Raw genomic sequence first — 25,311 nt, forward strand, 5'->3', positions numbered from 1 at the left:
CGATGCCTAATCCGAACGCACTCGACAGCGATCCGCGCCTACCGGCTCTGTTGCGGTGGCGCCAGCAGCTCATCTCCTCGGGCGCGGTGTCCCCGCACAGCTTCAAGGAAGCGCATGTGCGGATGGTGCTGCGGTCCGGGCGCCGCGACGTCGACGAAATCCGCGCGATGTTGCCCGGCTCGGTGGCCGAGTATGCCGAGGACATGGCACGCGTGCTCGACGAACTGGCCGCCGAGACGACCGGGCCGGCGCACGCCGCCGATACCGGCCGGGTTGCGACGAGTCAGCCGGTGCCAGAAGACGATTCAGCGCTGTCCCGCGAAACCACGCCAGATAGCTTCGCGCCGTTCATCTTTCGCAAGCAGACTGTCGAGCCGCACGAGATAGTGGTCCGCCCCGTCTCCGACCCTGCCAGCGGTCAGCAGATCCTCGAAATAACGTGGCCGCCCTATCAATCCGGCAACGCGGAATCGGACTCCTGCACGGTGTACCGGGTGGTCAGTAGCGAGGAGAACGAGCCGTATTCTCCGGATCGGGCGGAACTGGTCGCGGTGACCACGACCACGTCGACACGTGACAGCCGACCGCCGACCAGCGCCGTGCGCCGCTTCCAGGTGTGGGTGAACACCGGTGCATCACGCGCGGAAGCGCTTGCCGCTCAACCGGTTTTGTATGCCGCAGGCGCACGGCCCAGCCCGGTCGACAATGTCGTTCTAAGCCAGGATTCCGGCCGTGTGATCGGCCAGTGGACGGTGTTTCCGCGGGTGAGCGCCGTGCACCTTTACCGGATCCCGGCGGAGGAAAGCGCGGCCGACGAGATGCCGTACCAGATCCTCGCCGACAGCGACAACCTCGACGGGTTTGTCGATACCGACGCGCAACCCGGGCGGCGGTATATATACCGGGCGCGCTGCAAGGTGAGCGTCGACGGTGTGGAGCGCCTCTCAGACCCCGTGCAGGCGGAGGTGCAGGTCTCCGCGATGCCGGCGCCGGTAGACGACGTGTCGCTCAGCCCCCACGACGACGGCGCGGTGCTCGACCTCAGCTGGACCCCGCCGCCGGCAGGCCGGGTCTTGATCTTCCGGACCCAGGACCTGCCCGAGGCAGCCGAATCAGCCGAGCTGCCTGAAAGCGCACTCGAGCTCGCCGGGCTGCACCTGGCATCGCGGCTGAACTATCCGATATCCGAGCGCCGTGACAGCGACGGCCGCCCGCGGTCGGTGATGGCCGGCGTGCCCTGGCCCAGCGAGTGGAGTCGTGCCTACTTCACCCCGGTGACCGTCCTCGACGGCAGGGCGCGGTTGGGCAAGACCATTTCAACGGTCCGCACCGGGTCGATCACCGACGTCCAGCTCACCGAGTACTGCAGCAAGCAGGTGCTGACCTTCGCCTGGCCGGCCGGTGCGGCAGCGGTGTCGGTCCACCTCGCCCCCAAGGACTACGACCCGCAATTGGGACTCAGTGGGCGGCACTACGAGGTCTCGTTCGAGGATTACCACAAATTCGGGGGACACCAGTTTCCCAAGAACGAGCTACCCCCGGGTGGCTGTTCACTGCACCTGGCGCCGGTGGCATTCTCGGCTGGTCGCCGCATCCAGGGCCCGATCACCAGCGTGCAATACGTCGGTCTGTTACGGCTGTGGTACTTGGTGAAGATCTCGCGTGACCGCGCCGGCAACCCACTCACGGCCGCGCTCATGATTCGCGCCGAGACCGACGACGTCATCGGTTCGCCGCCGTTCGTCCTGGTTAACAATGCTCAACGAATCCCGTTGAGCATCACCGACGGTGACCCGCTCGACGTGGCGCCGCTGGGCGACCAGGGTGCGGTGGCCGCGCGGCCCGCAAAGCAATTCAAATGGCCGGCGCTGCGAAGCGACGGCGCCTCCCAGGTATTTGTTGGCGACGTCAGAGGGCGGCAGGGCTGGATACGGCTCTTCGCCGACGTGGGCGACCCGAAGCGGTTGCAGCGGCTGGCGCTGCTGGATCCGCCGGTCGATGCGCTTCGTCTCACCCGGACATCGTCATGACGGCCCGGTATGGACAACTGAGCTACACGTCGTTCGACGCCATCGGATCGGCCGGCGGCTGGCGGGTGAAGCAAACCAGCGGCGACCTCGACGACGCAGAAGAAGCGCTGCTGGTGTCCGGCGTCCGGACTGTGCTGAATCCGGTCGATCCGATACCGGCCTTCCCCGCAGCCGCGCAGCTGCAACGTATTCCGCACCGGCTGGCGTATCGCCGCATCAATCGAAACACTGCCTGCTATTGGCACACGGTGCCGGCAGGAAGCGACCACACCGGCCGGCCCGGCAACGTGTTCGTGCACGCGATGCTGGACCGGCAAGCCGGCACAGCGCAGGACTCTTATCGGCCTATCGAGCTGTGGCGTTCGCAGCGCTGGCTTTGTCCCTACGGTGGTGCGGCCGTGGCTGGGGCAGCGCTGCCCGCACAACCACCGGGGCCCGGCGACACTGTGACACGCCGCAGCGTGGTCAATTTCGCTTACGACACCACCACCTGGCGACTCACAACATTGTTCGGGCTGATGGATGCCGTCGCAGCCGCGATCGAGGGCGGCCCGCCAGTCGTGCTGGGTGCGGAGTCGGACGAAACCGCCGCACAATGGATCGGTTTGATCAGCTTCCTGATGTCGCCGGGAACTGCGCGGTCGCTGAACTTCTCCACCTTTGATCGCGCCGATCAGCTCGAGCACGCCGTGCGGATCGGTCAACATCTCACCGCGATCCCGCGCGATGACCTCCCGATGGCCCCGGCGGCGGCGGTGACAATCGACGAGACCGACACACTTTCGCTGGGAGAATTCGGCGGCCAACCGCACCGGACCGCGGCCGCACAGCCGATCGAGGTCACCGCTTGGTCGGCCATGGCGCAGGTAGCCATGTTGGACCCCGACTCAATGCGGCTGGTGCTCAACGACATTGACATGTTCTCCGCCGGGGTGAACGATTGCGGCCTGCACCCGGCGTGGCCGATGGCGATGTCCATCGCTACCCGGGAGCGATTCGTCGACGCGGCAGACGAGGCTCGGTCGGTGATCACGCAACATTCGCCGCCCGGCCCGGTCATCGATCCGGCCATCGTGCAAACGATCAGCGACGTAGTGCGTTCCGCGGCCGGGACGGGCACCGCCGATGCGCTGGAAGCGGCACGGCGGATGCCCGACGGCCTGACGGCGCAGGTCGCCGACGCCGTGTACCTGTCGCGCGCCATCTGCGACGACCGGTGGCTAGATCGGCCAGGCCCGATCCCGCTGGGCCGGACTCGCTATCACGGCCGGGCGGTTCCCGCCGAACTGTTGGGGACGATTCCGGCAGCGCTGCGGGCGGCAGGTGATCGGGGTCCGGGCCGAGTGCTCCTCGTCGTCGACATCCTCGTCCGGTTGGGAATCGACTACGACCTGTCCAGGGTGTTCGAAGAACACGTCCTGCCGGCGCTGCGGGACCCACGGCAGGTTCGGCGCCTGATTCTCGAACTCGGCGGGCGGATCGGCGTTGATTGTCGCTTGGCTGTGGCGTCGGTGATGATGCGGCAGGGCGAGCCGCCGGATCAGCCCGGGGGGCAACTCGACGATTCGGTGCTGGAGTGGCTCAGTGACGGGGTGACGGCGCCGTCGCCGGAGCAGCTGACCGAGGTCCGGCCGGGAAGTCAGGATTGGACCCGGGCTGTGCTGCGCGCCGCCCGGGCGCACCGACTGGGCCCCGAAACCGAACAGGATCGGCAGGCGGACGCGTGGTGGCGGCGTGTCCACGGTTTGCCGTCGGCGCAACTCGATCGGATCGAAGACCGGGTCGTGGAGCGCCTGCCGACTCGGGAACTCATTCTCGGCCTGGTTGGGGCGGCCGACTCACCGGAAATGTTTGAGCTCGCCTCCCGGGTCGTTGCCGACAACAAAGATGAACTAGGTGTCGCATGCGCGGTGGTACGGCTTTATGAACCGCAAGACTGGGTCGCGCGCGGCTACGTCATGACATATCAGCGCGCCTATACCCCCAGGTGGGACGAAGCGGTTGACGCGGTCGGACCGGAGCGCGTTCACCACGACTTCGCGCGCCGGCTGCTTGTGCTGGCGGTCGTCGGTGCCATTGTCGGCACGCCGTGTCCCCGGGTGTGCGCCGCCCTGCTGACCGATCCGAGCCTGCAAACCGAGGTGACCGAGCAGGTATTCGCCTTGGCGGAGACCCGCGTGATCTCCGCCAACGCGGCTCTCGCGGTCAGCCTGCTGCATCCGGCCGGGACCGATCCGATAGCGCCGCTGTTGCGGCGGTTGGCCGCCCGCATCGCGGCAACGTTCCCCTGGGACGCCGACGAGGTCAACGACGTCGTGCACGTGATGGGCCAGATCAGCGCAGCCACGGACGCCGCGTCGCTGCGACGTTTTCGCGAGATGGTGCTCGACGCGCTCCACGGTCAGTCCAGCGACCTGGATCCCATGGCGGCATCCGCGCAGTGGAGGCACTGATGCCCATCTATCTGATGAGTGAACGCACCCGAAGCGTGACGATCCCCAGTCAGGCACTGGCCCTGTCGATCACCGGATCGGTAGCCGAGGCGGTGTTGAATGTCCACGCCGCGGCCGATCAACCCGTGGTGCGGTCCTCGTCGCAGCGTTCGGTCCTGCCGATCGTCATCGGCCCGCTTGTTGTCAGCGTGCGACCGGCCCGGGGCGACTTTTTCGGGCCGGACACCGTGGTCCAGCTGGCAATCGGACCCGATACCGCCGACGGCGTGGATCCCGTTCAGGTGGTCTTCGAACCGGTCGACGTCTCCGGAGACAGCGACGTCGAACTAGCCACGCTGACACCGACCGGGACCCGCATCGAGATCGCGGTCAGCGCGGTGGCCGACCGGCCGCTTAACCCGCTCGGGACCGCCGCCCGCGCGGCCGCCCGGAAGGTCGTCGGGCGGCGATCCGAGCTGTCGAGCCACGCGGTCGTCATCGCGGTGGATGCTTCTGCCTCAATGCGCTCGGCATTCAGCAACGGAAGCGTCTCGGCCGCGGCTGACATCGTGGTTGGCGTTGCCGACGCGGTCGGCATCACCGACGTGTCAGCCGTGTTGGTCGCGGAGAAACCCGTACCGGTCCCGACCGAACCGGCCGGCACCTTGGCGGATTCCCTTCGCAACGTGGAGCCCCGATGGTCCGCCGGTGCCCGATGGTCGACAATCGCCGGCAACGGCGCGCGCACCGTGGTGTGCACCGACTTTCCGACACAGACACTGCGGCAACGGTTTCCGGTCATTGCCATTTCGAACGATCCGCGGCTGGAAACCGACTGCGCGGTGCTGCGTCCGCCCCGCCCGGGTGCCGACGCCGCCGCTGAGGTGCTCAGCCAGCCGGCGGTGCTGGAACGCATCGCGATCTCACTGGTGCGGGGCCTGATGTGACGAAGTGCCCGCGCTGCTTCTCGGTCCTGGGCGATGACCATTACGCGTGGATAGTGGACCCGCGTGTCGCCGGGGTCCCCCGTTATGCGGATGCGGCCGCATCGGCCTACTACGGCGCGGCCGTCACGTCGCCGCCGGTGTACGACGCCAAGCGACCGCCGGGCTACCGGGGTCGGCTGCACACGGCGGCAGACGCCAGCGCCGCGATGAACGGACTGCCCGTCGTCGAGATCTGCCCTGTCTGCCACTTCGAACTTCCCGGGGGATGGCGTCAGGGTCAGGCGGTGTGCATTGCGATGGCCGGGGCCCGGGCAACGGGTAAGAGCATCTATATCGCCGTCTTGATCAAGCAGATGGAGCTGCTCTGCGAAACCTTGAGCGTGTCGATGAGCCCCACCACCCAGGCCTCGGCCCAGGCGTACGCCGTCAATTACGAGCAGCCGCTGTATGTTCAGCGAGGGCTCATCCCACCAACCCCCACAGTGCGAACACAGGCTTCGCCTCAACGCGAACCACTCATTTTCAGCGTCGGGGCGTGGCTTGGGGTGCCGAGCTTCGTGGTGTTGCGGGACGTGGCCGGCGAGGACCTGGAGGCCGGCAATACCTACGCTCCGCATTTCCGATTCTTCGCCGACGCGGACGCCGTGTTTTTCATGTTCGACCCGTTGCGAGTCAAGGGAGTTCGTGATCAACTGCAGGATTTGCTGCCGGCGCCGTCGTCGACCGGCGGAGATCCGCGGTCCGTACTGAGCAACGTGATGCTGGCGGTCGGCGCGGGACGGCCCAAACTGGCGGTCATCGTGTCGAAGTTCGACGCGTTGCGGGCGCTACGCGACGTCGAGGGCTCGGACTGGAGCTACGTCATGTCCAACTCCGGCGCGTCGTACCTGCGTGACAGCTCCGCAAACAGACAGTACGACGATGCCGACGGACAACTTCTCCACGAGGAAGTCCGCAGCCTATTGCTGCGGCTGCAAGGCGGCTCGGTTGTCACCGCGGTCGAACACCCTGCCACCGGAGAGCCGTTGCCGCATCGCTACTTCGCGGTATCGGCGCTGGGCCAACCCCCGGACGGCAACCGCCTGAACGTGCGCGGCATTGCCCCGTTCCGCTGCACGGATCCGCTGCGCTGGGTCACCTCCAGCTTTGGGGTGTTGTAACGGTCCCGGCGGTCTTGCTGCAATGACTCGCCTTATCCAGTGGCTATCGACGGGGGCGCACAAACCGTCCCCGTAGTTTCGGTCAAGCCCGACATGTCGGCCTTGGCGGTTCGTGTCGGCATTAGTGGGTTTCCCCATGCCGGCCGGGTTCGCGTCGATATGATCCGGCTGTGCGCTGCGTGGGAGGAGATGGGGATCCGCAATCGCCGGGGCCGCAGCCTAATCCTTTCGAGAATGTAAGGTCCGCCGGGTCCGGGAGCTTCGGCGACGCCGCCATAGGCCCACAACCCGCAGAGCCCCTGCCGGAAGACTTTTCGGCGGCGAACGGCCCGTCCCTGCCCCCAGTGATCGAAGCGTTTCCTGGCTCTCGGGGTGGGCAGCAGCCGCCGCGGAAGGTCGGCACGACGGTTGTCGGCTCGCGGGTGATCCGATGGCCGGTCGGAGTGGGCATTGGCGTGGCCGGCATTGCCGTGATCCTGGTGGTGGCGGTGATCACCGTGCTACTCACGCACCGGCGCGCGCCGAATCCTGGCGCACCGGCCGCGCCACCGGTAACGCCGCCGACCTTAACGACGCCCGAGCAACTGGACGGCATTCTGCTCAGCGTGGCTGACATCAGCGCCGTGATGGGCGATTCAACCATGCACGACGAAACGAACTGGATATTGAAGGAGCTGCAACTCTCAGGAGGCGTAACGCTATCGCACCCGGACTGCCTTGGGGCGTTTTTTGTCGTGCTGAACGAGCTGTATGCGGGAAGCGGCCAGACCGCAGTGCGAAGTCAATTCGTGTCCGGCGACGACCGTAATGGTCTCAGTTACCATGTCAACCAGGCCGCGGTGACCTTTCCGTCCGTCGCCGAGGCCAGCCGGTTCGTGCAGAATTCGGCCGACAAGTGGAAGAACTGCGCCAACCAGACGGTCACCGAAACATTCGTCAGCGGTCAGCCCTCCAAGTGGACTTTTGCGAGCCTCAACGGCAAGCCACCGACGATCACGCTGAACCGCGTCCAGGTGGGGGCAAGTAACAACAGGGGCTGCCAGCATGCGCTGAGCGCGGTGTCCAATGTGGTTATCGACGTCGACGCCTGCAAATGGTTCATCACTAATGAAGGCGGCCAGATAGCCGACAAAATGGCCGCCAAAGTTAAGGGGCAATAGCACGATAGGCCGTCGGCGGCCGGCGGCCGGCGGGCACCGGGCAATGTGCAGGGTGCGGTGCCGCCGCCGCTAGTGTCGGCGTCAGAGGCGTTGATTGCTCAATGCACGTGAGCAGAATTGAGAATTCGCTGCGGCGCGCCGGTGGCCCCTCAGCTTCGGCCCGGGCGACCGAATGCCGGCGCACGGAATTGGCGGTCATGCTCGACCTGACCTGCGTTCGACTCCGCAACCGCTGGCTGAAGGTAGGCCCCGGCGCTCCATCGCTCGGCGATAGCCCATCTGGCATCAGAAGGCGTCATAGCCCACCGGGATCAGCGCGTACTCGGATACCGAGATCGTTTGGCCCGCAAGGTTGTTCGGCTCCCACCGCGCTGGGGCGCTGCGCGGCCGGCGTGGACGTCAGCAACTGCGAGGTCATCGTGGTGGTGCCGGTTAGGCTGCATTGCCTCAAGGGTCCTTGACTGCAAGTGGCTCGGTTATGGCCGCAGCCGAAAACCCTTGCACAGGAATGCCTTTGCTGCACCGCAACATCGTGGTATCGGCGCTGGGTCAGCCCCCGGATGGCAACCGCTTGAACGTGCGCGGCGTTGCCCATTCCGCTGTACGGATCCGCTGCGCCGGGTCAGCTCCGATGGCTATCAATGGGGAGGTCGCCCAAGAATCGTCCCGTAATCAGAGCGAACCCGGTACGCCCGCCTTGGCGACTCTCGCCGGCACCTGTAGGTTTCCCCATGCCGGCCGGGGTTCGCGTCGATATGTTCCGAGATATGCAGCGCGTGGGAGGAATGGTAAGTGTCCAACGATGGGGATCCGCAATCGCCGGCGCCGCAGCCTAATCCCTTCGACGAGTTGAGATCCGAGGGATTACCGCGGCAACCTGCGGGCGCAAACGACGTGGAGCCCGGCGGGACAACTGGGCAGCCCGAGCCGGCTCCGGAATACTTCTCTGCCGCGAACGGACCGCCACTACCCCCGGTGATCGAGGCGTTTCCCGGCTATCACGATGTGCCGCAGCCGCCGAAGAAGGTCGCCAAGAAGGTCTTCGGGAAGGTCAGGACCCCGCGGGTGATCCGGTGGCCGGTCATAGCGGCCGTCGGCGCGGCTGGCGTTGCCGTGATCCTGGTGGTGGTGACGGTCACCGTGCTACTGACAAACCGGCGCGGGCCGCAGCCGGGCCACACTGCTGGGCCCCCGGCGCCGTCGGCCGTCCTGCCGCCGAGCACGTCACCGCCGCCGCCCCTGACGACGCCCGAACAATTGGACGGCATTTTGCTCAGCGCGGCTGAGATCAACGCCGTCATGGGTGCTTCAACCATGGAAACGATGGAAACGGGTTACCGGTTGGACCCCACACCCATCAAGTTGTCGCACCCGGAGTGCCAGGGGGCGCTTTATGCCGTGCAGGACCTCGTGTATGCGGGCAGCGGCCAGACCGCACTGAGAGTCCAACTCGTGTATGAGCCGGGGCGTTACCATGCCCACTGGGTCACCCAGGCGGCGGTGACGTTTCCGTCTGCCGACAAGGCCGATCAATTCGTGCAGAATTCGGCCGACAAGTGGAAAAGCTGCGCCAACCAGACGATCAGCGCCACGAACACCGCCGGCAACACCGTCAAGTGGGCCTTGGCGAGTCTCAACGGCGAGCCGCCGACAATCACGCTCAACGAGCTTCAAGTCGGAGCCAATAACAACTGGGGCTGCCAGCGGGCGCTGAGCGCGGTGTCCAATGTGGTCATCGACGTCAATGCGTGCGGATACCGCATCGCCGACGAAGGTCGCCAGTTAGCCGACAAAATGGTCGCCAAAGTTCAGCGGCGATAGCGAGATAGGCGGCCGGACTCCGGCCGGTCCGGTGATTCGTCGTCGCTTCCGGTCCCGCTCCGGGGGTCACAGTACTCAAATACTAGGCGGATTCGTTCACCGCAGATAACTCCCGAGGTGCATTTACCTGCCTTGGAGGGTTACGGCTACTTTCAGAGGCAGGTCACGCGAAGAGTTTCCTGCCCATATCGAATATTCTCCGGGAACGAGCCGGAATGCGTTGCGATCACCGTCGTAGCTGGAAAGAAACAGCGGTTCCACATGTACGGTGACGGTCTTCGACTCACCGGGTTCGAGTGCCACCTTTTTCCAGCCGATCAGCCTGCGCGGCGGCTCTTGCGCACTTTCTGGCAAACCCGCGTAGATTTCGGCTATCTCCTCTCCGGCGCGCTTGCCGGTATTCGTGACGCGGACGGTGACGTCAAGCGCGACTCCGGGGGTGACGTTCAGTTCCGAGTAAGAGAAGGTGGTGTAGGACAGGCCGAATCCAAACGGAAACAGAGGCATCCTATTCTCCGCGTCATACCATTTGTAGCCGACCTTCAGGCCTTCGTCATAATGCACATCGAAGACTTTTTCGCCGGCCTTGGGGCCGGTGGGGGCAGCTGGCTCGGCCGGCGGTTTCGTCGCGTCCGGATGCGGCATATCGGCCTCGCGTTTCGGGAACGTGATCGGCAGCTTGCCTGACGGGTTGATATCGCCGAAAAGAATGGCGGCTATCGCCTGTCCGCCACGTATGCCCGGATACCACGATTCAAGCACGGCGCTCACCTGATCCAGCCAGGGCATGGTTACCGCTCCTCCCGTCTCAAGCACCACGATGGTATGCGGATTGGCGGCAACGACGGCCTGAATCAGCGCGTCCTGATTGTTGGGGAGCGAGAGGTTGGGGAGATCGGCACCTTCAGACTCGTGCTGGACAGCAAAGACAATCGCGACTTCGGAGGATTTTGCCAGCGCGGCTGCGGAGGCGGGATCATTCCCGGGATTATATTCAACTTTTGCCTGCGGGACTCGTTGGATAATAGCGTCTAATGGTGGTGAGCGGTGATAGACCCATTCCGGGGGGAGCGCCATGATATCGCCGTTATTGACGCCGGGCGTGATAACGGGATTGCCTCCGGCGGGATCGACCTGTGCCGAACCGCCGCCCGAGATGACACCACCGTCGGCATGGCCGCCAATGACCGCGATGGATTTAATCGAGGACGCGTCCAATGGCAGTTGGCTCGCCGCATTCTTCAGAAGCACTGCGCCAGCCTCCTCAACCCGCTGCGCGACCTTGAAGCCATGCATGACGTCGACCACCTTCGGATGCGCAGGATAATCGATGACCCCGGTGGCGAATTCAGTGCGAAGTACACGGTGAACCATGGAGTTCAACTGGTGCTGGGAAATCTCTCCGCGCCGGACCGCTTTTTTGAGTGGTTCGCCGAAATAGTCGCTGCCCGGCATTTCAATGTCAAGGCCGGCTCTGGCCGCGTTCACGGTGCTGTGCGTTCCGCCCCAATCGGAAACGACAAAGCCCCTAAATCCCCAGGCATCCTTGAGGACATCGCGGAGTAGATAATCGTTCTCGCAGGCATACGTGCCGTTGATCAAGTTGTAGGAGCACATCACCGCGCCGACGTCTGAATTACGGATGCCAATCTGGAACGCGAGCAAGTCTGACTCCTGCATCGAGCGCTTGCCAATGATGGAGTTGGCGAAGTGGCGGCCGTCTTCCTGATCGTTGACAGCGTAGTGCTTGATATTGCCGATCACATGCTGATTCTGCAGACCTTTAATTTCCTCACCGACCAGCGTGCCGGCGAGAATCGGATCCTCGCCCTTGTATTCGAAAGTGCGGCCATTACGCGGTTCGCGGGTAAGATTGACACCGCCGCCCAACGACATGTTGAAGCCCTGGTCGCGTAACTCGGTGCCGATGAGGTCGCCGTATTCGTAGGCGATTTCGGGATCCCAGCTCGAGGCCTCGGCCACACCGGAAGGCAGCGCCGTGGAATAGCGGCTACGCGGTGCTCCACGGGCAACACCAACGGCGGCATCGGACATCTGCAGGTCAGGAATCCCCAAGCGTTCAATACCGGGAATAAAACCCGCGCCCCCAAGAGAACGCACGCCAGGCACTGACGTGGTTCCCTCAAGGAGAGTCCGCCATCCCAAGCCGTGAAGCAATTGCACTTTTTCGTCGAGCGTCATCTGCTGGATGACCAGATCGGCCCGCTCATCAGGAGAGAGGTATTTGTTTTCCCATGGGCGTTCGGGTGCGGCATTTACTGGTTGTCTGAATTGCGTGTACATTGGGGCCGAGGCGACAAGAAAGAAGAATGCCAGTATTAAATTAGCTGCTTTCAGCAGGGACCTGCGCAGAATCATCGATTGCGCTCCAGAAATCTCGTCAGATCGATCAGCTCCTCCGTTTCGGTTTTGACTTCCTGGGAAATCATCGACCATCGCGGCCGGCCGAACCAGATCACGTGCTCCGAGCTTGCGCTCGTAGGCAATGAGGTTCGGCTTCGCCCGGTCTCCAGTAAAGAGCCTTTGACCCTGATGCGTTTCCAGAGTGCCCTGTTTCTTATCTCAACTGCCGACCACTCAACCCGCAGCCGCGGGTGTCGGGCCGGGGCGGAACGGGTAGGACTGCCGTTGTGATGACTGAGCAAGAGTTGGCCGCTGAGCTTGGCCACCCGGAAGCCCAGAAGCTGCTCTCCGGCTCCATGGCCCGGCTCGCCTACAACGGACACGATGGCTTCCCGCGGGTGATCCCGGTCGGGTTCTACTGGACCGGAGACCGCATCGTCGTCTCCACGGCACCGACCTCCCCCAAGGCCCGCGCGCTTTCGCGCCGTCCGCACGTGGCATTGACGATCGACACCGGCTCCACCCCAGAAGAGGCGAAGGCCCTGTTGGTGCGTGGCCTCGCCACACTGCAAACCGTCGACGGCGTCACCGACGAGTACCTCGCGGCGGCGAGGAGGTCGATGGACGAAACCCAACTCGCCGAGTTCGAACACAACGTGCGGTCGACGTATCAGCAGATGGTGCGCATCTCGATCGAGCCACGCTGGGCGCGGCTCTATGACTTTGGCGCCGGCCGGTTACCGGCTTTCCTCGCGAACCTGATCAAGGATCGTTAGCCAGACTCGGCCTTGCATCGCGGAAGCGAATGGGGACCCGGTAGCGATGCGGTCACAGCCCGAGCCTGCCGTGTTGTCGCCATGCCACCGTCGTGCCAGCCGTTCATTACGTCCGCGACACGCTGATGTACCCGGTGCCGCGCGGTTTCCCGTTCGACCGCCGACATCAGCAGCATGTCGTAATCGGTGTCGACGTGTCGGACCGACGCCGCTACGGCTAGTCGTATCGCGTCCGGATCCAGGGCCCGTCCGGCCGCGGTTCGTCCGATCCGGCCGCTGGCACGCGCCGCCGCGTGGCGTGCGATCGACTCGGCCCGGTCCGCAGGACAATACGGAAACAACTCCCGGATCGCGCCGGCAAATTCCGCCTGAAACCGCGCATCCTCGCCGGCCCGTCGCACTTTGTCGCGCTCCCGGCGGCGCAGCCGCAACTCGGCGTCGGAGAGGCATCCCTGCTCGGCCCGTTCAATGGCCTCCGGCTCGGCGAGGATGCCCTGGCGTTCGTAGCGGTTGCGTGAACGACTCCACCGCACCACCACCGCCGAAAGCCGGCTGATCTTCTTGGCCCGCCGGGTAAGCGCGGCATCACCAGACGGCAGGAACTCGAGATGGCCCAGGTCCGCGCAGTCCAGGCAGCGGGGCCCGTCGTCCTCCATGAACAGCAGGTCGCCGGTGCCATCGCAGGCCGTGCAGGTCCACTCTTTGAGCGGCGAGATCACCACGAGATCCGGTGGCCGGCTCTGCCGCTTGATCGCGTTCTGAGACAGGTACGGAGACACCCAGCGCGTACGGTAGGCGCGCTCGGTTGCGGCATCGGCGGTGACGCTGAACCGCAGCTCGCGGCGGTCCCGGGTGCGGGCAATGTAATCGGTTTCCGACGGCTGGAGCCCGCGGTTCTGCGCCCACTGCCGCAACGCCGCCATCGCCGCCGCGACCTTGGCCGGTTTGACCTGCATGAGTTGCTCCAAGGCTGCCACCCGACCCTGCCGCCAGATGTCGAGCTGCGACGGCGCAAGCCAGTTCAAGCCGACCAACACATCGATCGCGCTGACCAATCGCCGTTCCGCGAGCAGCGCCTCGGCCGCTCGCGTGACGCGCTGTTCCAGGTCCTGCCGTGTCATAGACGGGCCAAGCCTACCCGCCGGGTGTGCTCGACGAAACGGTGGCCACCCGCAGACCGGACCATCAGCTTCCCGAAAGCACTAGTGGCACAGGGACTCTCAATACCACCTCGCGAAACACCCGGGCGGCCGGCAACCAGGACCGTGCAGTCGGCTACCCGACCGCCGAGGACGCTGCGTGACCGAGGCGCCAGACATGTTGATCGATCAGCTGATCAATTGGCCGATCACCGTGGCGGCATCGGCCGCATGGATCCGATGAAGTAGCTTTCCTGCCCGGTGGGGTATCCGCCGCCGTCAGTGGCGATATGAACGTGGTCGTAATGGTTGAGCGTTTCGGAGCCGTAATCCGCCGTCCAGCTCGGGGCGCCGATGCCCGGGTAGAGCTTCTGCCGCCAGATCACATGGAGCACGCCCCAGCGTTTGGCGTTCGCCAGGGCATACCCGGCGATCTGGTTGCCGAGCTCGATACCGGCGGGGGAGTCATGGCCGGGGATCATCACGTCGATCGCCAACCCGTTGGGATGCCACTTCAACGGATCCTGCCGAAACCCGTAGATGGTGCTGATCTGGGGAAAGAGCACGCTGATGGCGCGGGCCGCCCAGATGGTCTTGATCTGCAGCCCCTGCTCGGATGCGACGCCGGCAGGTAACGCCATTTGGAAGTCTTGGCCGGCGACGGGTGCGGCCGCCGTCAACATGTCCACCTCCGCCGGACTGGCGGTGGGCGCTGCGCTGGGCGGCACGGCCGCGGTACTTGTGGGGGTTGCCGCCGGGGTCTGGACGCAGCACGGCCGCTCGGTGGCTTGGGCGTAGATCATGGCGGCAGAGACGACGAGTGAGGCCGCGATTGCCAACCAGCGGCCTCGCCCGTTGGCTAACGCGGCGGTGCCCACGCACAGCACTCTAGTGGCGTGTGCGACGCATGTGGCAGTCCTTTTGATCTTTTTGTTGCACGAGTCCCGACCGGGTCAGTCGCTCGGAGATCCGATTGGCACCGGCGTGATGTTCCAGATGTCGTCGCAGTACTCGGCGATCGCCCGGTCCGAGGAGAACTTTCCGCTGTGCGCGGAGTTGAGGATGGACTTGCGGGTCCAGCTTTCGGTGTTCCGCCAGGTGGCGTCGACCTCCTGCTGGGCGCGCAGATAGTCGGCGTAGTCGGCGATGACCAAAAACGGATCGTGGTCGGTCAGGTTGGTGATCAGCGGGGCGAACACCTCGGTGTCGCCGCGCGAGAACCGGCCGTCGGCGATCAGCCCGAGAACCGCTGTGAGCTCGTCGCTTTCGGCGATGTAGTCCCTGGGCCGATAGCCTTGGCCGAGCACCTGCCGCACCTCTTGGACCGTCAGCCCGAAGAGGAAGAAGTTCTCCGCGCCGACCTGCTCGCGGATCTCGACGTTGGCGCCGTCGAGGGTGCCGATGGTCAGCGCCCCGTTCATCATGAATTTCATATTCCCGGTGCCCGATGCTTCCTTGCCGGCCGTCGAGATCTGCTCGGAGAGATCTGCTGCCGGATAGATCACTTGGGCGTTTTGCACGTTGAAGTTCGGGATGAACGCCACCTTCATGCGGTCGTTGACGTCCGGGTCCGCGTTCACCGTTTCCGCAACGGAGTTGACCAGTTTGATGATGAGTTTTGCCATCGTGTAACCGGGCGCCGCCTTGCCGCCGAAAATGTATGCGCGCGGCGCCATTTCGAGATCCGGTCGCTGCTTGAGCCGGTGGTAGGCGGTGATGATGTGCAGCAGGTTGAGATGCTGGCGCTTGTATTCGTGAATGCGCTTGACCTGGATATCGAAAAGCCAGTCCGGATCCAGCGCGATACCGGTGTTGGCTCGTACATAGTCCGACAGCCGCGTCTTGTTCTCCCGCTTGACGGCCCGCCACTGTTGCTGCAGTGCGGGATCACCCGCCAAGGGCGCCAGCGCACGCAACCGGTCCAAGTCCCGCAACCACCCCTCTCCGAGCCGCTGATCGAGCAGTCTGCGCAGACCGGGATTGGCCAGGGCGACGAACCGGCGCGGTGTCGCCCCATTGGTTTTGTTGCTGAAGCGCTCCGGCCACATCTCGTAGAAGTCTTTGAGAACAGTGGTTTTCAGTAGCTCGGAGTGCAATGCCGCGACACCGTTGACGGCATGGCTGCCGACGGTGGCCAGGTGCGCCATCCGAATTCGCCGGTCGCCGTCCTCGTCGATCAGCGACATCCGCCGGACGCGGTCCTCGTCACCGGGGAACCGCGCCCGCACCTGGTCGAGGAAGCGGCGGTTGATCTCGTAGATGATCTCCAGGTGCCGCGGCAAGAACCGCTGAAACATTGACAGCGGCCAGGTTTCGAGCGCTTCGGGAAGCAGGGTGTGGTTGGTGTAGCCCAGCGAGGCCACGGTGATCTGCCATGCCTCGTCCCAGTCGAGGTCGCGCTCGTCGACGAGCAGCCGCATCAGCTCGGCGACGGCGATCGAGGGGTGGGTGTCGTTGAGTTGTATCGCGACCCGGTTCGAGAGTTCCCTGACGGGCAGACCGGCGAAGTCCTCGAGTAGGTGCAGCATGTCCTGCAGCGAGCAGGACACGAAGAAATACTGCTGGGCCAGCCGCAGTTGCTTACCGACTTCCGGCTGATCATTGGGGTAGAGCACCTTGGTGAGGGTTTCGGACACCACCTGGTCATCCACGGCCCGGTAGTAGTCGCCGGCGTTGAATGCGTCCAGGGCCAGCGACTGGATGGCGCGGGCGCTCCACAGGGTCAGGGTGTTGCAGGTGTTGACGCCGTAACCCTGGATGGGCGTGCCGTAGTAGACGCCCTTGGCCGCGCGCTGCGGGATCCAGCGCACCCGGTACCTGCCCCGCTCGTCGGTGTAGGACTCGGTGCGGCCGCCCCAGCCGACCTGGTAGCTCAGTTCGGGCTTGGCGATCTCCCACGGATTGCCGTCGGCCAGCCAGTTGTCGGTTTTCTCCACCTGCCAGCCGTCGTGGATTTCCTGGTCGAAAATGCCGAACTCATAGCGGATGCCATAACCGATGGCCGGACGCTCCAGGGCGGCCAGTGAGTCCAGGTAGCAGGCCGCCAGCCGGCCCAGTCCGCCGTTGCCCAGGCCCGGCTCCTCCTCGCAGGCCAGCACTTCGTCGAGGTCTTGGCCCAGCGCGGCCAACGCGGTGCGGGCCTGGTCCTCAAGTTGCAGGTTGAGCAGGTTGTTGCCCAGGTGCGGGCCGAGCAGGAACTCCGCCGACAGATAACACGCCACCTTGCGGGAAAGGTCCAGATAGGTCTGGGTGGTCTCGATCCACCGCTGCTGCATCCGGTCGCGCACGGCCAGCGCCAAGGCGCGGTAGTAATGCTTCGGCTGCAACAGGGTGGCGGGGCGGCCCAGTGAGTAGCGCAGGTGGTCTTCGATGGCCTGGCGAAGAGCCTCCGAACTCATTCCGGTGCGGACGTCCTCGGCGCAGGTGGATGCCGCCGCCTCCGCGGAGGCTGTCGTCGACGCGTGGGCCGAAGATCGAATGACATCGCTCATGTTCGTATTCCCTAGTTTTCAGCCGGGTGGTGGGTGCGAGTATCGGGCCTTTTAGAAATCCCGTCGCAGTCTCATCGGCGTGACGGCCGGCATGTCACCGCCGTCGATCACCGTCCGCGCGATCGGGGTCAGCGCCTGCAGTAATGCCTCGAGCTCGCCGTCGTCCAACGTGTCGTACGCGTGCAACCCCAGCGCGTCGGTGGTGGCCTCGATGTGGTTCTTCACATCGCGTCCGGCGGGCGTCATGCGACCATCCTCGTCGAGCAGGCCGCGGTCGATCAGGCTCTGCTGGCATGCGCGCCACTCGGCGTCGTCGTAGTGGCGGGTCTGCATGATGTAGTCGCGGGGCACCGCGTCGGCGGCGCTGTGCAACACGTTGGCCTCTCGTCCGGAGATACCGGCGGCGAGCAGCACGGCTACATGACCGTCGCCGCGATGCTCGCGTAGCAACGTTGTCGCATGCCAGAGCGCGGCCACCGGATCCTCGGGCCAGGGCAAGGCGCGGTTGGCGGCGAATAGCGGCCGGCCGTCGACCCGCGCCCGCCGCGCAGCGCTACCCGCTAATCGGGCTGCGGTGCGCACGTTTTCGTCGTCGGTGAGTCCGTACCGTCGCAGCGCCGCCACCGCCGACTCGGCGCGCGCTTGCAATGCAAGGTGCGGCCCCGCGATTTCCCACGCCGTCGGTAGCGCCTTGGCCACCCGCCCCAGGTCGAAGTTGTAGAACACCGCGGCCACGACTTCGGGTGGCACCTGGCCCAGCGGGGCCGACCGAGCAGCGAAGTAACCCATCCAAAATCCGCGGTAACCGAGATTTGTCAGGGCAGCACGCGCCTCCGGTGCGAAGTACGTCACGGCGTGGACCGGTTCGAAGCGATCGTAGAGTTGACGGGCAAGCTCGGGTTTGCGTTGCATTCCTGAAGCTAACCACTCGGTTTGGGGATGGCGCCTCGGGCATGGCCGAGTATGGGTCTCGCCGATGGGTTGGTTAGTGTCGCGAACGGTGTTTGGTGCCGGCGCGCCGTCGGCATCCTCTAGGCGCGGTAGCGGGCCAGTCGCCGCCTACCAGAACGGAGCCAGCCATGAGTGCGAGCGCGCAAACCGGAACCATCACCACCCAGGTGCCGGCACGCCTGGACCGACTGCCCTGGGGGCGGTTTCACTGGCGCGTCGTCATCGGCCTGGGCGGCGTGTGGATTCTCGATGGTCTCGAAGTCACGATGGTCGGTAACGTGTCGTCACGCCTGACCGAGCACGGTAGCGGTATCGAGCTGAACGCCGCAGACATCGGCTTGGCGGCATCGTTCTATATCGCCGGGGCCTGCCTGGGGGCGTTGTTCTTCGGTCACCTGACCGACAGGTTCGGCCGGCGGAATCTGTTTCTGCTGACCCTCGCGGTGTACTTGATCGCGACCGTGGCAACGGCTTTCGCGTTTGCGCCGTGGTATTTCTTCCTGACCCGCTTTTTCACCGGCTCGGGCATCGGCGGCGAGTATGCCGCCATCAATTCCGCGATCGACGAGCTGATCCCGGCGCGGGTGCGCGGTCGGGTGGATTTGGTGATCAACGGGACCTATTGGCTGGGGTCGGCGGCCGGAGCGGCTGGCGCTTTGGTCCTGTTGGACACCTCGCACTTTCCGGCGAACGTCGGCTGGCGGCTCGCCTTCGGTGTGGGGGCCATCTTCGGCATCTTCGTTCTGCTGGTCCGGCGAAACGTTCCGGAGAGTCCCCGATGGTTGTTCATTCACGGGCGCGAGCACGAAGCCGAGCGGATCGTCGGGGAAATCGAGGGGGAAGTGGAGCGGGATACCGGTCAACCGTTGCCCGAGCCGCCCGGAAAACCACTCAAAGTACGTCAACGCCATACGATTTCGTTCTGGGAGATTGCCCGGGTGGCGTTCACGCTCTATCCGCGCCGCGCGGTCCTCGGCCTGGCGCTGTTCATCGGGCAGGCATTCCTCTACAACGGTGTGACGTTCAACCTGGGCACGCTGTTGAGTGGTTTCTACGGGGTCGAGTCGGGACACGTGCCGGTGTTCTTCATCGTGTGGGCACTCAGTAATTTCGTCGGCCCGCTGCTGCTCGGTCGGCTGTTCGACACCGTCGGCCGCAAACCCATGATCACCTTCTCTTACATCGGGTCGGCGGTGGTGGCCGTGGTGCTCGCGGCGCTGTTCGTGACTCGAACCGGAGGTGTCTGGACATTCATCAGCGTGCTGGCGGTGGCATTCTTCCTGGCCTCGGCGGGTGCGAGCGCCGCTTACCTGACCGTCAGCGAGATCTTCCCGATGGAGACACGCGCGTTGGCGATCGCATTTTTCTACGCGGTCGGCACCGCGATCGGCGGCATCAGCGGCCCGCTGTTGTTCGGGCAGCTCATCAATTCCGGCCAGCGCAGCCACGTGTTCTGGTCGTTCCTCATCGGTGCCGTGGTGATGGCCGCCGCCGGCCTGGTCGAACTGTGGCTCGGGGTGGCGGCCGAGCGGCGCCCGCTGGAAGAACTGGCGTTGCCGCTGACGGTGGCCGACGCAGAAAGCCACGGCGGCGCGGAGGATGTCACGGGGGGCCAGCCGGCGAGTGGAGCCCCTGTTCAACAAAAACGTCACTAAGAGTAATCGGCATTGACCAGTCCGATGGGCGGCTGCGCACGACAGCGTGGAACCCGGTGCTGCAGCTGGACGAGAAGATGGCCGCACGCGTCGAGCAGTACCGCGGGTCTGCCGTCTAACTCTTACCCCAACGGCGGGGCCGCGCTGGTTCGTTCGCGCGGCGGTCCGCAGATGCCTTAACTCCCAACAATCGTGAGAACGCCTGATAGCGTGACCTTTCTTCGGCACCGAGGACCGGTCCCAGGTGTGGCAACGCCAACCGATTGTCGTCGACACGTGTGCGCACTCGGGTTGCCGGCTGGCAACGCACCGCATCGGGGTCAACCTGGCGAAAGACACGGTGGCGGGTCGCGCGATGTGATGCACCACGTCGACGTGATCAAACACCCGCTGGCCCGGTTGAGTTGTTGGGAGCAATCAGATGTCTTTTCTGATCGCGTTGCCGGACGTAGTAGCCGATGCGGCAAGGGATTTAGCGGCACTCGGTTCGACGCTCAGCACCGCTAACGCCGCCGCCGCGACACCGACGACGACATTGCTGGCCGCCGCCGAGGATGAGGTTTCGGCGGCTGTCACCGTACTGTTTTCGGCGCACGGCCAGGCGTATCAAGCCCTCAGCGAGCAGGTGGGCGCGTTTCTGGCGCCGGGTCCTATGCCGTTGCCGAGGCAGCCAGCGCCGCTTCGTTGTCCAATCCGCTGCAAAGCGTGCAACAAGACCTGCTGAACGCGATCAACGGCCCCGTCCAGGCGCTGACCGGGCGCCCGCTGATCGGCAACGGCGCCAACGGGGTTCCGCGAACCGGGCAAGACGGCGCCCGGGGGCAACGCCGGCCTGTTGTTCGGCAGCGGCGGTGCGGGCGGCGATGGCGGGCCCGGCGGCGGGATCACCGCCGCGACCAGCGGTGCCGGCGGCAATGGCGGCAACGCTGGCCTCCTCTTCTCCAGCGGCGGAGCCGGCGGGAACGGTGGAATGGTTACCGGTAAGGGCGCGGCCGGTGGGAACGGCGGCAACGCCTCCCTGCTCGGCAACGGCGGGATCGGCGGGGTCGGTGGGGCCAGCTCAGGCGGCAAATCCGGCGCCGGCGGAAGCGGCGGGCAAGCCGGGTTTCTGTTCGGGATCGGCGGAGCCGGTGGCACCGGGCGTTTTCGCCGGATCGACCGGGGGTGCCGGGCGGGGTAGGCGGCAACGCCGTGCTGGTCGGCACCGGCGGCAATGGTGGCAACGGCGGAACCGGCCCGACCGCAGGTAGCGGCGGGGCCGGCGGTGCGTCCGGGCTGTTGTCGGGCCTCAACGGGATTGCCGGATTGCCGTAACACAGCGTACTTATCGCTTTCGGGACGCTGCGCATCGGTGAACTGTCCAGCCCGAGGTGTCGGCCTGTCACACGCGACGGCGGCCGTTCCGGCCACCATGATCGCGTGCGGACCCGGATTTCCTCGCGGAAGCGAGTCGCGGTCGCTGCCTTCAGGGGTACCGGCATTCGGGGGCTGTCGCCGATAACGTTGCCGTCCATCCGACTGCGCAACGATAACTCTCAACCAATTCGCGCAGCAGATCCGTGCGCACGCTGACGATGGTGTTCGATTACTCCGATGAGCACCGATCGCCGCCGAGGACGTGACAATGACGAGCACCCTGCTGGATGAGGCGCTGGAAGCCCACGGCGGGCTGCAGGCATGGCGATCCGCCGTCAGAATCCATGCGCGGGTACGCAGCGGCGGGCTGCTGGTCCGTACCCGCGTCCCGGGCAACCGGTTTGCCGACTACCGCATCACCGTCGACGTCCACGAACCCCGCACGGTCATTGACCCGTTCCCGGTTGACGAGCAGCGCGGGGTCTTCGAAAACGGGATAGTGCGGATCGAGAGTCACGACGGCCACGTCCTCAGCTCGCGGGCGAACCCGCGGCCGGCGTTTTTCGGGCGCTCGGGCCTACGGCGGAACTTCCGGTGGGATCCGCTGGATTCGGTCTACTTCGCCGGCTATGCCATGTGGAATTACCTGACCACGCCCTACCTGTTGACGCGCGACGACGTCGAAGTCGACGAGGCAGGGACATGGCACGAGGGCGGCGAGACCTGGCGGCGGCTCAACGCGACGTTCCCGGCGCACATCCATACCCACTCGCCGCGGCAGAGTTTCTATTTCGATGCCAGCGGTCGGTTGCGTCGACATGACTACGTCGCCGAGGTGGTCGGCCACTGGGCACGGGCCGCGCACTACTGCACCGAGCCGGTTCACGCCGGCGGGCTGGTTTTCCAGACGCGCCGGCGGGTCTACCCGATCGGCCCCGGCAATCGCCCGCTGCCCGCTCCGACCCTGGTGTCGATGCAGCTGTCCGACCTGCGGGTCGATACCGGATAGGACCCGCTGTCGCGGCGGCATTCTCGTTGTCCACCGCGCCTCCCGGCAGGCGAACCGATTAGCCTTATGCCTGCACGTCACCGCGTCCAGGCGCTTTCAGTCGTGCACGCGGAAGGCGGGTGAGGAGTCGGCGATGGGTGATACGACCGCGGATTCGCGGGAGGGTTCGCAGTTCGGTCAGTATCGGCTGCGGCGGCTGGTCGGTCGCGGCGCCATGGGCGACGTCTATGAGGCCGAAGACACCGTGCGCGAGCGCGTCGTGGCGCTGAAGCTCATGTCGCCGACGCTGTCCAGCGATCCGGTATTCCGCACCCGCATGCAGCGCGAAGCCCGCACCGCCGGGCGGCTACACGAACCGCATGTGGTGCCGATTCACGATTACGGCGAAATCGACGGTCAGCTCTACGTGGACATGCGCCTGATCGACGGCAAGGACCTGGCCGCCATATTGAAGCGCTACGGTCCGCTGACCCCGCCGCGGGCCGTGGCGGTGGTGCGCCAGATTGGCTCAGCGCTCGACGCCGCGCACGCTGCCGGGGTGACACATCGCGACGTGAAGCCGGAAAACATCTTGGTCAGTGGCGACGACTTCGCCTACCTCGTCGATTTCGGGATCGCCAGCGCCACCTCCGACGAAAAGCTGACGCAGCTGGGCAGCACGGTCGGCACCCTCTACTACATGGCGCCGGAACGGTTCGCCAATACCGAGGTCACCTATCGGGCCGACATCTACGCGTTGGCCTGCGTGCTGCACGAGTGCTTGACCGGCTCACCACCGTATCGAGGCGACCAGCTCAGCGTCATGGGCGCACACCTGAGTCAGGCCATCCCGAGGCCCAGCGCTGCACGGCCCGGCATTCCGGCCGCCTTCGACCAGGTGATCGCCCGCGGCATGGCCAAGGATCCGGCCGACCGATACGCCACCTGCGGCGACCTGTCCGCGGCCGCCTACGCGGCCCTGGCCACCCCCGACCAGGACCGGGCCACCGACATCTTGCAGCGCAGCCAGGTAGCGCAACTGCCGGCCGCGGCCGTCGGCCAGCCTGCCGCGGGTTTCGCACCCCCGATGCCTGCGCCGTCGACTCCCGCGGCACAGCCCACCGGGTGGTCCCCGCCGGCGCCGCTGCCGCCCGGGTCGCCGGTCCCGACGGGTGTGCCGCAGCCGACACCGTGGACCGGCGCCACCGGATGGGGCACCGGGTATCCCGGGACCGCCGGTGCGCCACCGTGGGGTCAACCGCCGGTCCAGCCCTCTGGTGGCGGCGGAAAGCCCTGGTTGTGGGTGGGCGTTGCGGTGGCCGTCGTGGTAGCCGTCGCGGCAGGACTGGGCATCGTTGTCGCGCAGCCGTGGCGGTCGTCGACACCGCGGCCGACGCCTACGTCGCCACCGCCGCCGGCCGACGCGGTGGAACTCCGAGTGCTCAATGACGGGGTATTTGTCGGCAGCTCCGCCGCGGTGAAAACGATCGACATTTTCAACGAACCCATCTGTCCGCCGTGCGGCGCTTTCATCAGGTCGTATGCGAGCGACATCGACGCTGGAGTGGCCGACAAGAAGCTTGCGGTGCGCTATCACCTGCTCAACTTTCTCGACGACCAATCGCACACCAAGAATTACTCGACGCGGGCGGTGGCGGCCTCGTATTGTGTTGCCGGCCAAAACGATCCGAAGACGTACACCAACTTCTATTCGGCCTTGTTCGGCAGTGACTTCCAACCCCAGGAGGGCGCCGCATCCGATCGCACCGACGCCGAGCTGGCCCATCTGGCTCAGACCGTCGGCGCCAACGCCACCGTGGTCAGCTGCATCAAGGCCGGATCTGACCTCGGCACCGCCCAATCGAAGGCCGCCGCGGCCAGCGAGACCCTGGCTACGTTCAACGCCAATGGGACCCCCTTCGTGTGGGACGGCACCAAGGCCGTGGATCTGCAGAATTCGAGCTGGCTGACCAGGCTGATCGGATGACGTGGGCCGCTTGGATTTAGCGACGCGACGCCGAATCGGCTAGCATTTCCGGGCACGCCTTGGGGGAGATTGTCGGTGCACATTCGGGGGGCACCATAAACGTGGTCTCCGGGCCGGAAAGGCGTAACAAACTCAATGGCTGGACAACTGACGCCGCATTTCGACGACGTGCAGGCGCACTATGACTTGTCCGACGACTTCTTCCGGTTATTTCTGGACCCGACCCAGACCTACAGCTGCGCCTACTTCGAGCGCGACGACCTGACGCTGGAGCAGGCCCAGATCGCCAAGATCGACCTGTCGCTGGGCAAGCTGGGCCTGCAGCCGGGCATGACGCTGCTCGACGTGGGCTGCGGTTGGGGGGCCACCATGCGCCGGGCCATCGAGAAGTACGACGTCAACGTCATCGGGCTGACCTTGTCGAAGAACCAGGCCGCCCACGTCCAGAAGACCTTCGACGAACTCGACACCCCCCGCAGCAGGCGGGTGCTGCTGGCGGGCTGGGAACAGTTCGACGAGCCCGTCGACCGGATCGTGTCCATCGGCGCCTTCGAGCACTTCGGCCACGACCGTCACGCGGACTTCTTTGCCCGGGCCTATCGGATCCTGCCCGCCGACGGCGTGATGCTGCTGCATACCATCACCGGACTGACCATGCAGCAAATGGTCGACGCCGGCTTGCCGCTCACCTTGTGGTTGGCCCGCTTCCTGAAGTTCATCCAGACCGAGATCTTCCCCGGCGGCCATCCGCCGACGATCGAGATGGTGGCAGAGCAGTCCACTGCGGCAGGCTTTGCCCTGACGCGGCGCCAGTCGCTGCAACTGCACTACGCGCGGACCCTGGACCTGTGGGCGCAGGCCCTGGAGGCACACCACGACGAGGCCGTCGCGATCCAGTCCGAAGAGGTCTACCAGCGCTACCTGAAGTACCTGACCGGCTGTGCCAAGCTCTTCCGCGACGGCTACATCGACGTCAACCAGTACACCTTGCAGAAGTAGGGGTTTCGGGGGCAGTCCTACTCATCCGCGGCGGGCGTGCGGTTCCGCATGCTGG

Annotated in this window: 16 protein-coding genes and 1 pseudogene; 12 read left to right on the plus strand and 5 right to left on the minus strand. The window is 65.4% G+C overall.

The annotated features are described in order from the left end of the window. Nucleotides 1-2 precede the first annotated feature (2 nt). The 6 genes from B4U45_RS28005 (at nt 3) to B4U45_RS28030 (ending at nt 9,550) form a co-directional block, all read left to right on the plus strand. Nucleotides 3-2,030 carry a SaeA-related protein gene (locus B4U45_RS28005; protein WP_075549507.1) on the plus strand — a complete coding sequence of 676 codons (2,028 nt, stop codon included), beginning with the start codon at nt 3-5 and terminating at the stop codon, nt 2,028-2,030. Further along, on the plus strand, nt 2,027-4,483 hold the full coding sequence (locus B4U45_RS28010; RefSeq protein WP_075549506.1) for a GAP1-N2 domain-containing protein: 2,457 nt from the start codon (nt 2,027-2,029) through the stop codon (nt 4,481-4,483). The genes B4U45_RS28005 and B4U45_RS28010 overlap by 4 nt, the downstream gene beginning before the upstream one ends. After that, nucleotides 4,483-5,409 (plus strand): hypothetical protein, encoded by a 927-nt coding sequence (locus tag B4U45_RS28015; RefSeq protein WP_075549575.1) that lies wholly within the window; start codon nt 4,483-4,485, stop codon nt 5,407-5,409. Before B4U45_RS28010 ends, B4U45_RS28015 begins: the two co-directional genes overlap by 1 nt. Next, the gene (locus B4U45_RS28020; RefSeq protein ID WP_075549505.1) at nt 5,406-6,569 is read left to right on the plus strand and encodes a hypothetical protein; all 1,164 of its coding nucleotides are present in this window, start codon (nt 5,406-5,408) and stop codon (nt 6,567-6,569) included. Before B4U45_RS28015 ends, B4U45_RS28020 begins: the two co-directional genes overlap by 4 nt. Before the next feature lie 344 nt (nt 6,570-6,913). Continuing rightward, complete coding sequence (locus B4U45_RS28025; RefSeq protein ID WP_075549503.1) at nt 6,914-7,729, plus strand: sensor domain-containing protein; 816 nt, start codon at nt 6,914-6,916, stop codon at nt 7,727-7,729. A 792-nt stretch (nt 7,730-8,521) separates the two neighbouring features. After that, nucleotides 8,522-9,550, plus strand: coding sequence for a sensor domain-containing protein (locus B4U45_RS28030; RefSeq protein WP_082275659.1), 1,029 nt, complete (start codon nt 8,522-8,524; stop codon nt 9,548-9,550). 123 nt (nt 9,551-9,673) lie between these two features. Here the strand turns inward: B4U45_RS28030 and B4U45_RS28035 are convergent, their stop codons facing one another. Beyond that, complete coding sequence (locus tag B4U45_RS28035) at nt 9,674-11,929, minus strand: glycoside hydrolase family 3 C-terminal domain-containing protein (RefSeq protein ID WP_075549501.1); 2,256 nt, start codon at nt 11,927-11,929, stop codon at nt 9,674-9,676. A 275-nt stretch (nt 11,930-12,204) separates the two neighbouring features. Between B4U45_RS28035 and B4U45_RS28040 the strand changes: the two genes are divergently transcribed. Beyond that, nucleotides 12,205-12,690, plus strand: a complete 486-nt coding sequence (locus B4U45_RS28040) for a pyridoxamine 5'-phosphate oxidase family protein (protein WP_075549500.1) — start codon at nt 12,205-12,207, stop codon at nt 12,688-12,690. On the opposite strand, the gene B4U45_RS28045 is transcribed toward B4U45_RS28040, so the two are convergent. The 4 genes from B4U45_RS28045 to B4U45_RS28060 form a co-directional block, all read right to left on the minus strand. After that, nucleotides 12,687-13,811, minus strand: a complete 1,125-nt coding sequence (locus B4U45_RS28045) for a DUF2293 domain-containing protein (protein WP_082275658.1) — start codon at nt 13,809-13,811, stop codon at nt 12,687-12,689. The genes B4U45_RS28040 and B4U45_RS28045 overlap by 4 nt on opposite strands. Nucleotides 13,812-14,038: 227 nt before the next feature. Continuing rightward, nucleotides 14,039-14,707 carry a VldE C-terminal domain-containing protein gene (locus B4U45_RS28050; RefSeq protein WP_075549574.1) on the minus strand — a complete coding sequence of 223 codons (669 nt, stop codon included), beginning with the start codon at nt 14,705-14,707 and terminating at the stop codon, nt 14,039-14,041. A gap of 75 nt (nt 14,708-14,782) precedes the next feature. Continuing rightward, nucleotides 14,783-17,227 carry a glycogen/starch/alpha-glucan phosphorylase gene (locus B4U45_RS28055; protein WP_241780354.1) on the minus strand — a complete coding sequence of 815 codons (2,445 nt, stop codon included), beginning with the start codon at nt 17,225-17,227 and terminating at the stop codon, nt 14,783-14,785. 144 nt (nt 17,228-17,371) lie between these two features. Then, on the minus strand, nt 17,372-18,232 hold the full coding sequence (locus B4U45_RS28060) for an SCO6745 family protein (RefSeq protein WP_075549498.1): 861 nt from the start codon (nt 18,230-18,232) through the stop codon (nt 17,372-17,374). Between the two features lie 167 nt (nt 18,233-18,399). Here B4U45_RS28060 and B4U45_RS28065 point away from each other — a divergent pair, with 167 nt between their 5' ends. The 5 genes and pseudogenes from B4U45_RS28065 to mmaA2 all read left to right on the plus strand — a co-directional run bounded on the left by B4U45_RS28065 (nt 18,400) and on the right by mmaA2 (nt 25,256). Further along, complete coding sequence (locus B4U45_RS28065; protein ID WP_075549497.1) at nt 18,400-19,926, plus strand: MFS transporter; 1,527 nt, start codon at nt 18,400-18,402, stop codon at nt 19,924-19,926. Between the two features lie 421 nt (nt 19,927-20,347). After that, a pseudogene (locus B4U45_RS28070) lies at nt 20,348-21,231 on the plus strand (PE family protein); the annotation flags it as partial. 319 nt (nt 21,232-21,550) lie between these two features. After that, complete coding sequence (locus B4U45_RS28085; RefSeq protein WP_083154359.1) at nt 21,551-22,291, plus strand: hypothetical protein; 741 nt, start codon at nt 21,551-21,553, stop codon at nt 22,289-22,291. Between the two features lie 133 nt (nt 22,292-22,424). Beyond that, on the plus strand, nt 22,425-24,257 hold the full coding sequence (locus tag B4U45_RS28090; protein WP_075549493.1) for a serine/threonine protein kinase PknE: 1,833 nt from the start codon (nt 22,425-22,427) through the stop codon (nt 24,255-24,257). Nucleotides 24,258-24,392: 135 nt separating this feature from the next. Next, complete coding sequence (gene mmaA2 / locus B4U45_RS28095) at nt 24,393-25,256, plus strand: cyclopropane mycolic acid synthase MmaA2 (RefSeq protein WP_075549492.1); 864 nt, start codon at nt 24,393-24,395, stop codon at nt 25,254-25,256. Nucleotides 25,257-25,311: the final 55 nt, after the last annotated feature.

The sequence above is a fragment of the Mycobacterium persicum genome, assembly GCF_002086915.1.
GTDB classification, from domain to species: domain Bacteria; phylum Actinomycetota; class Actinomycetes; order Mycobacteriales; family Mycobacteriaceae; genus Mycobacterium; species Mycobacterium persicum.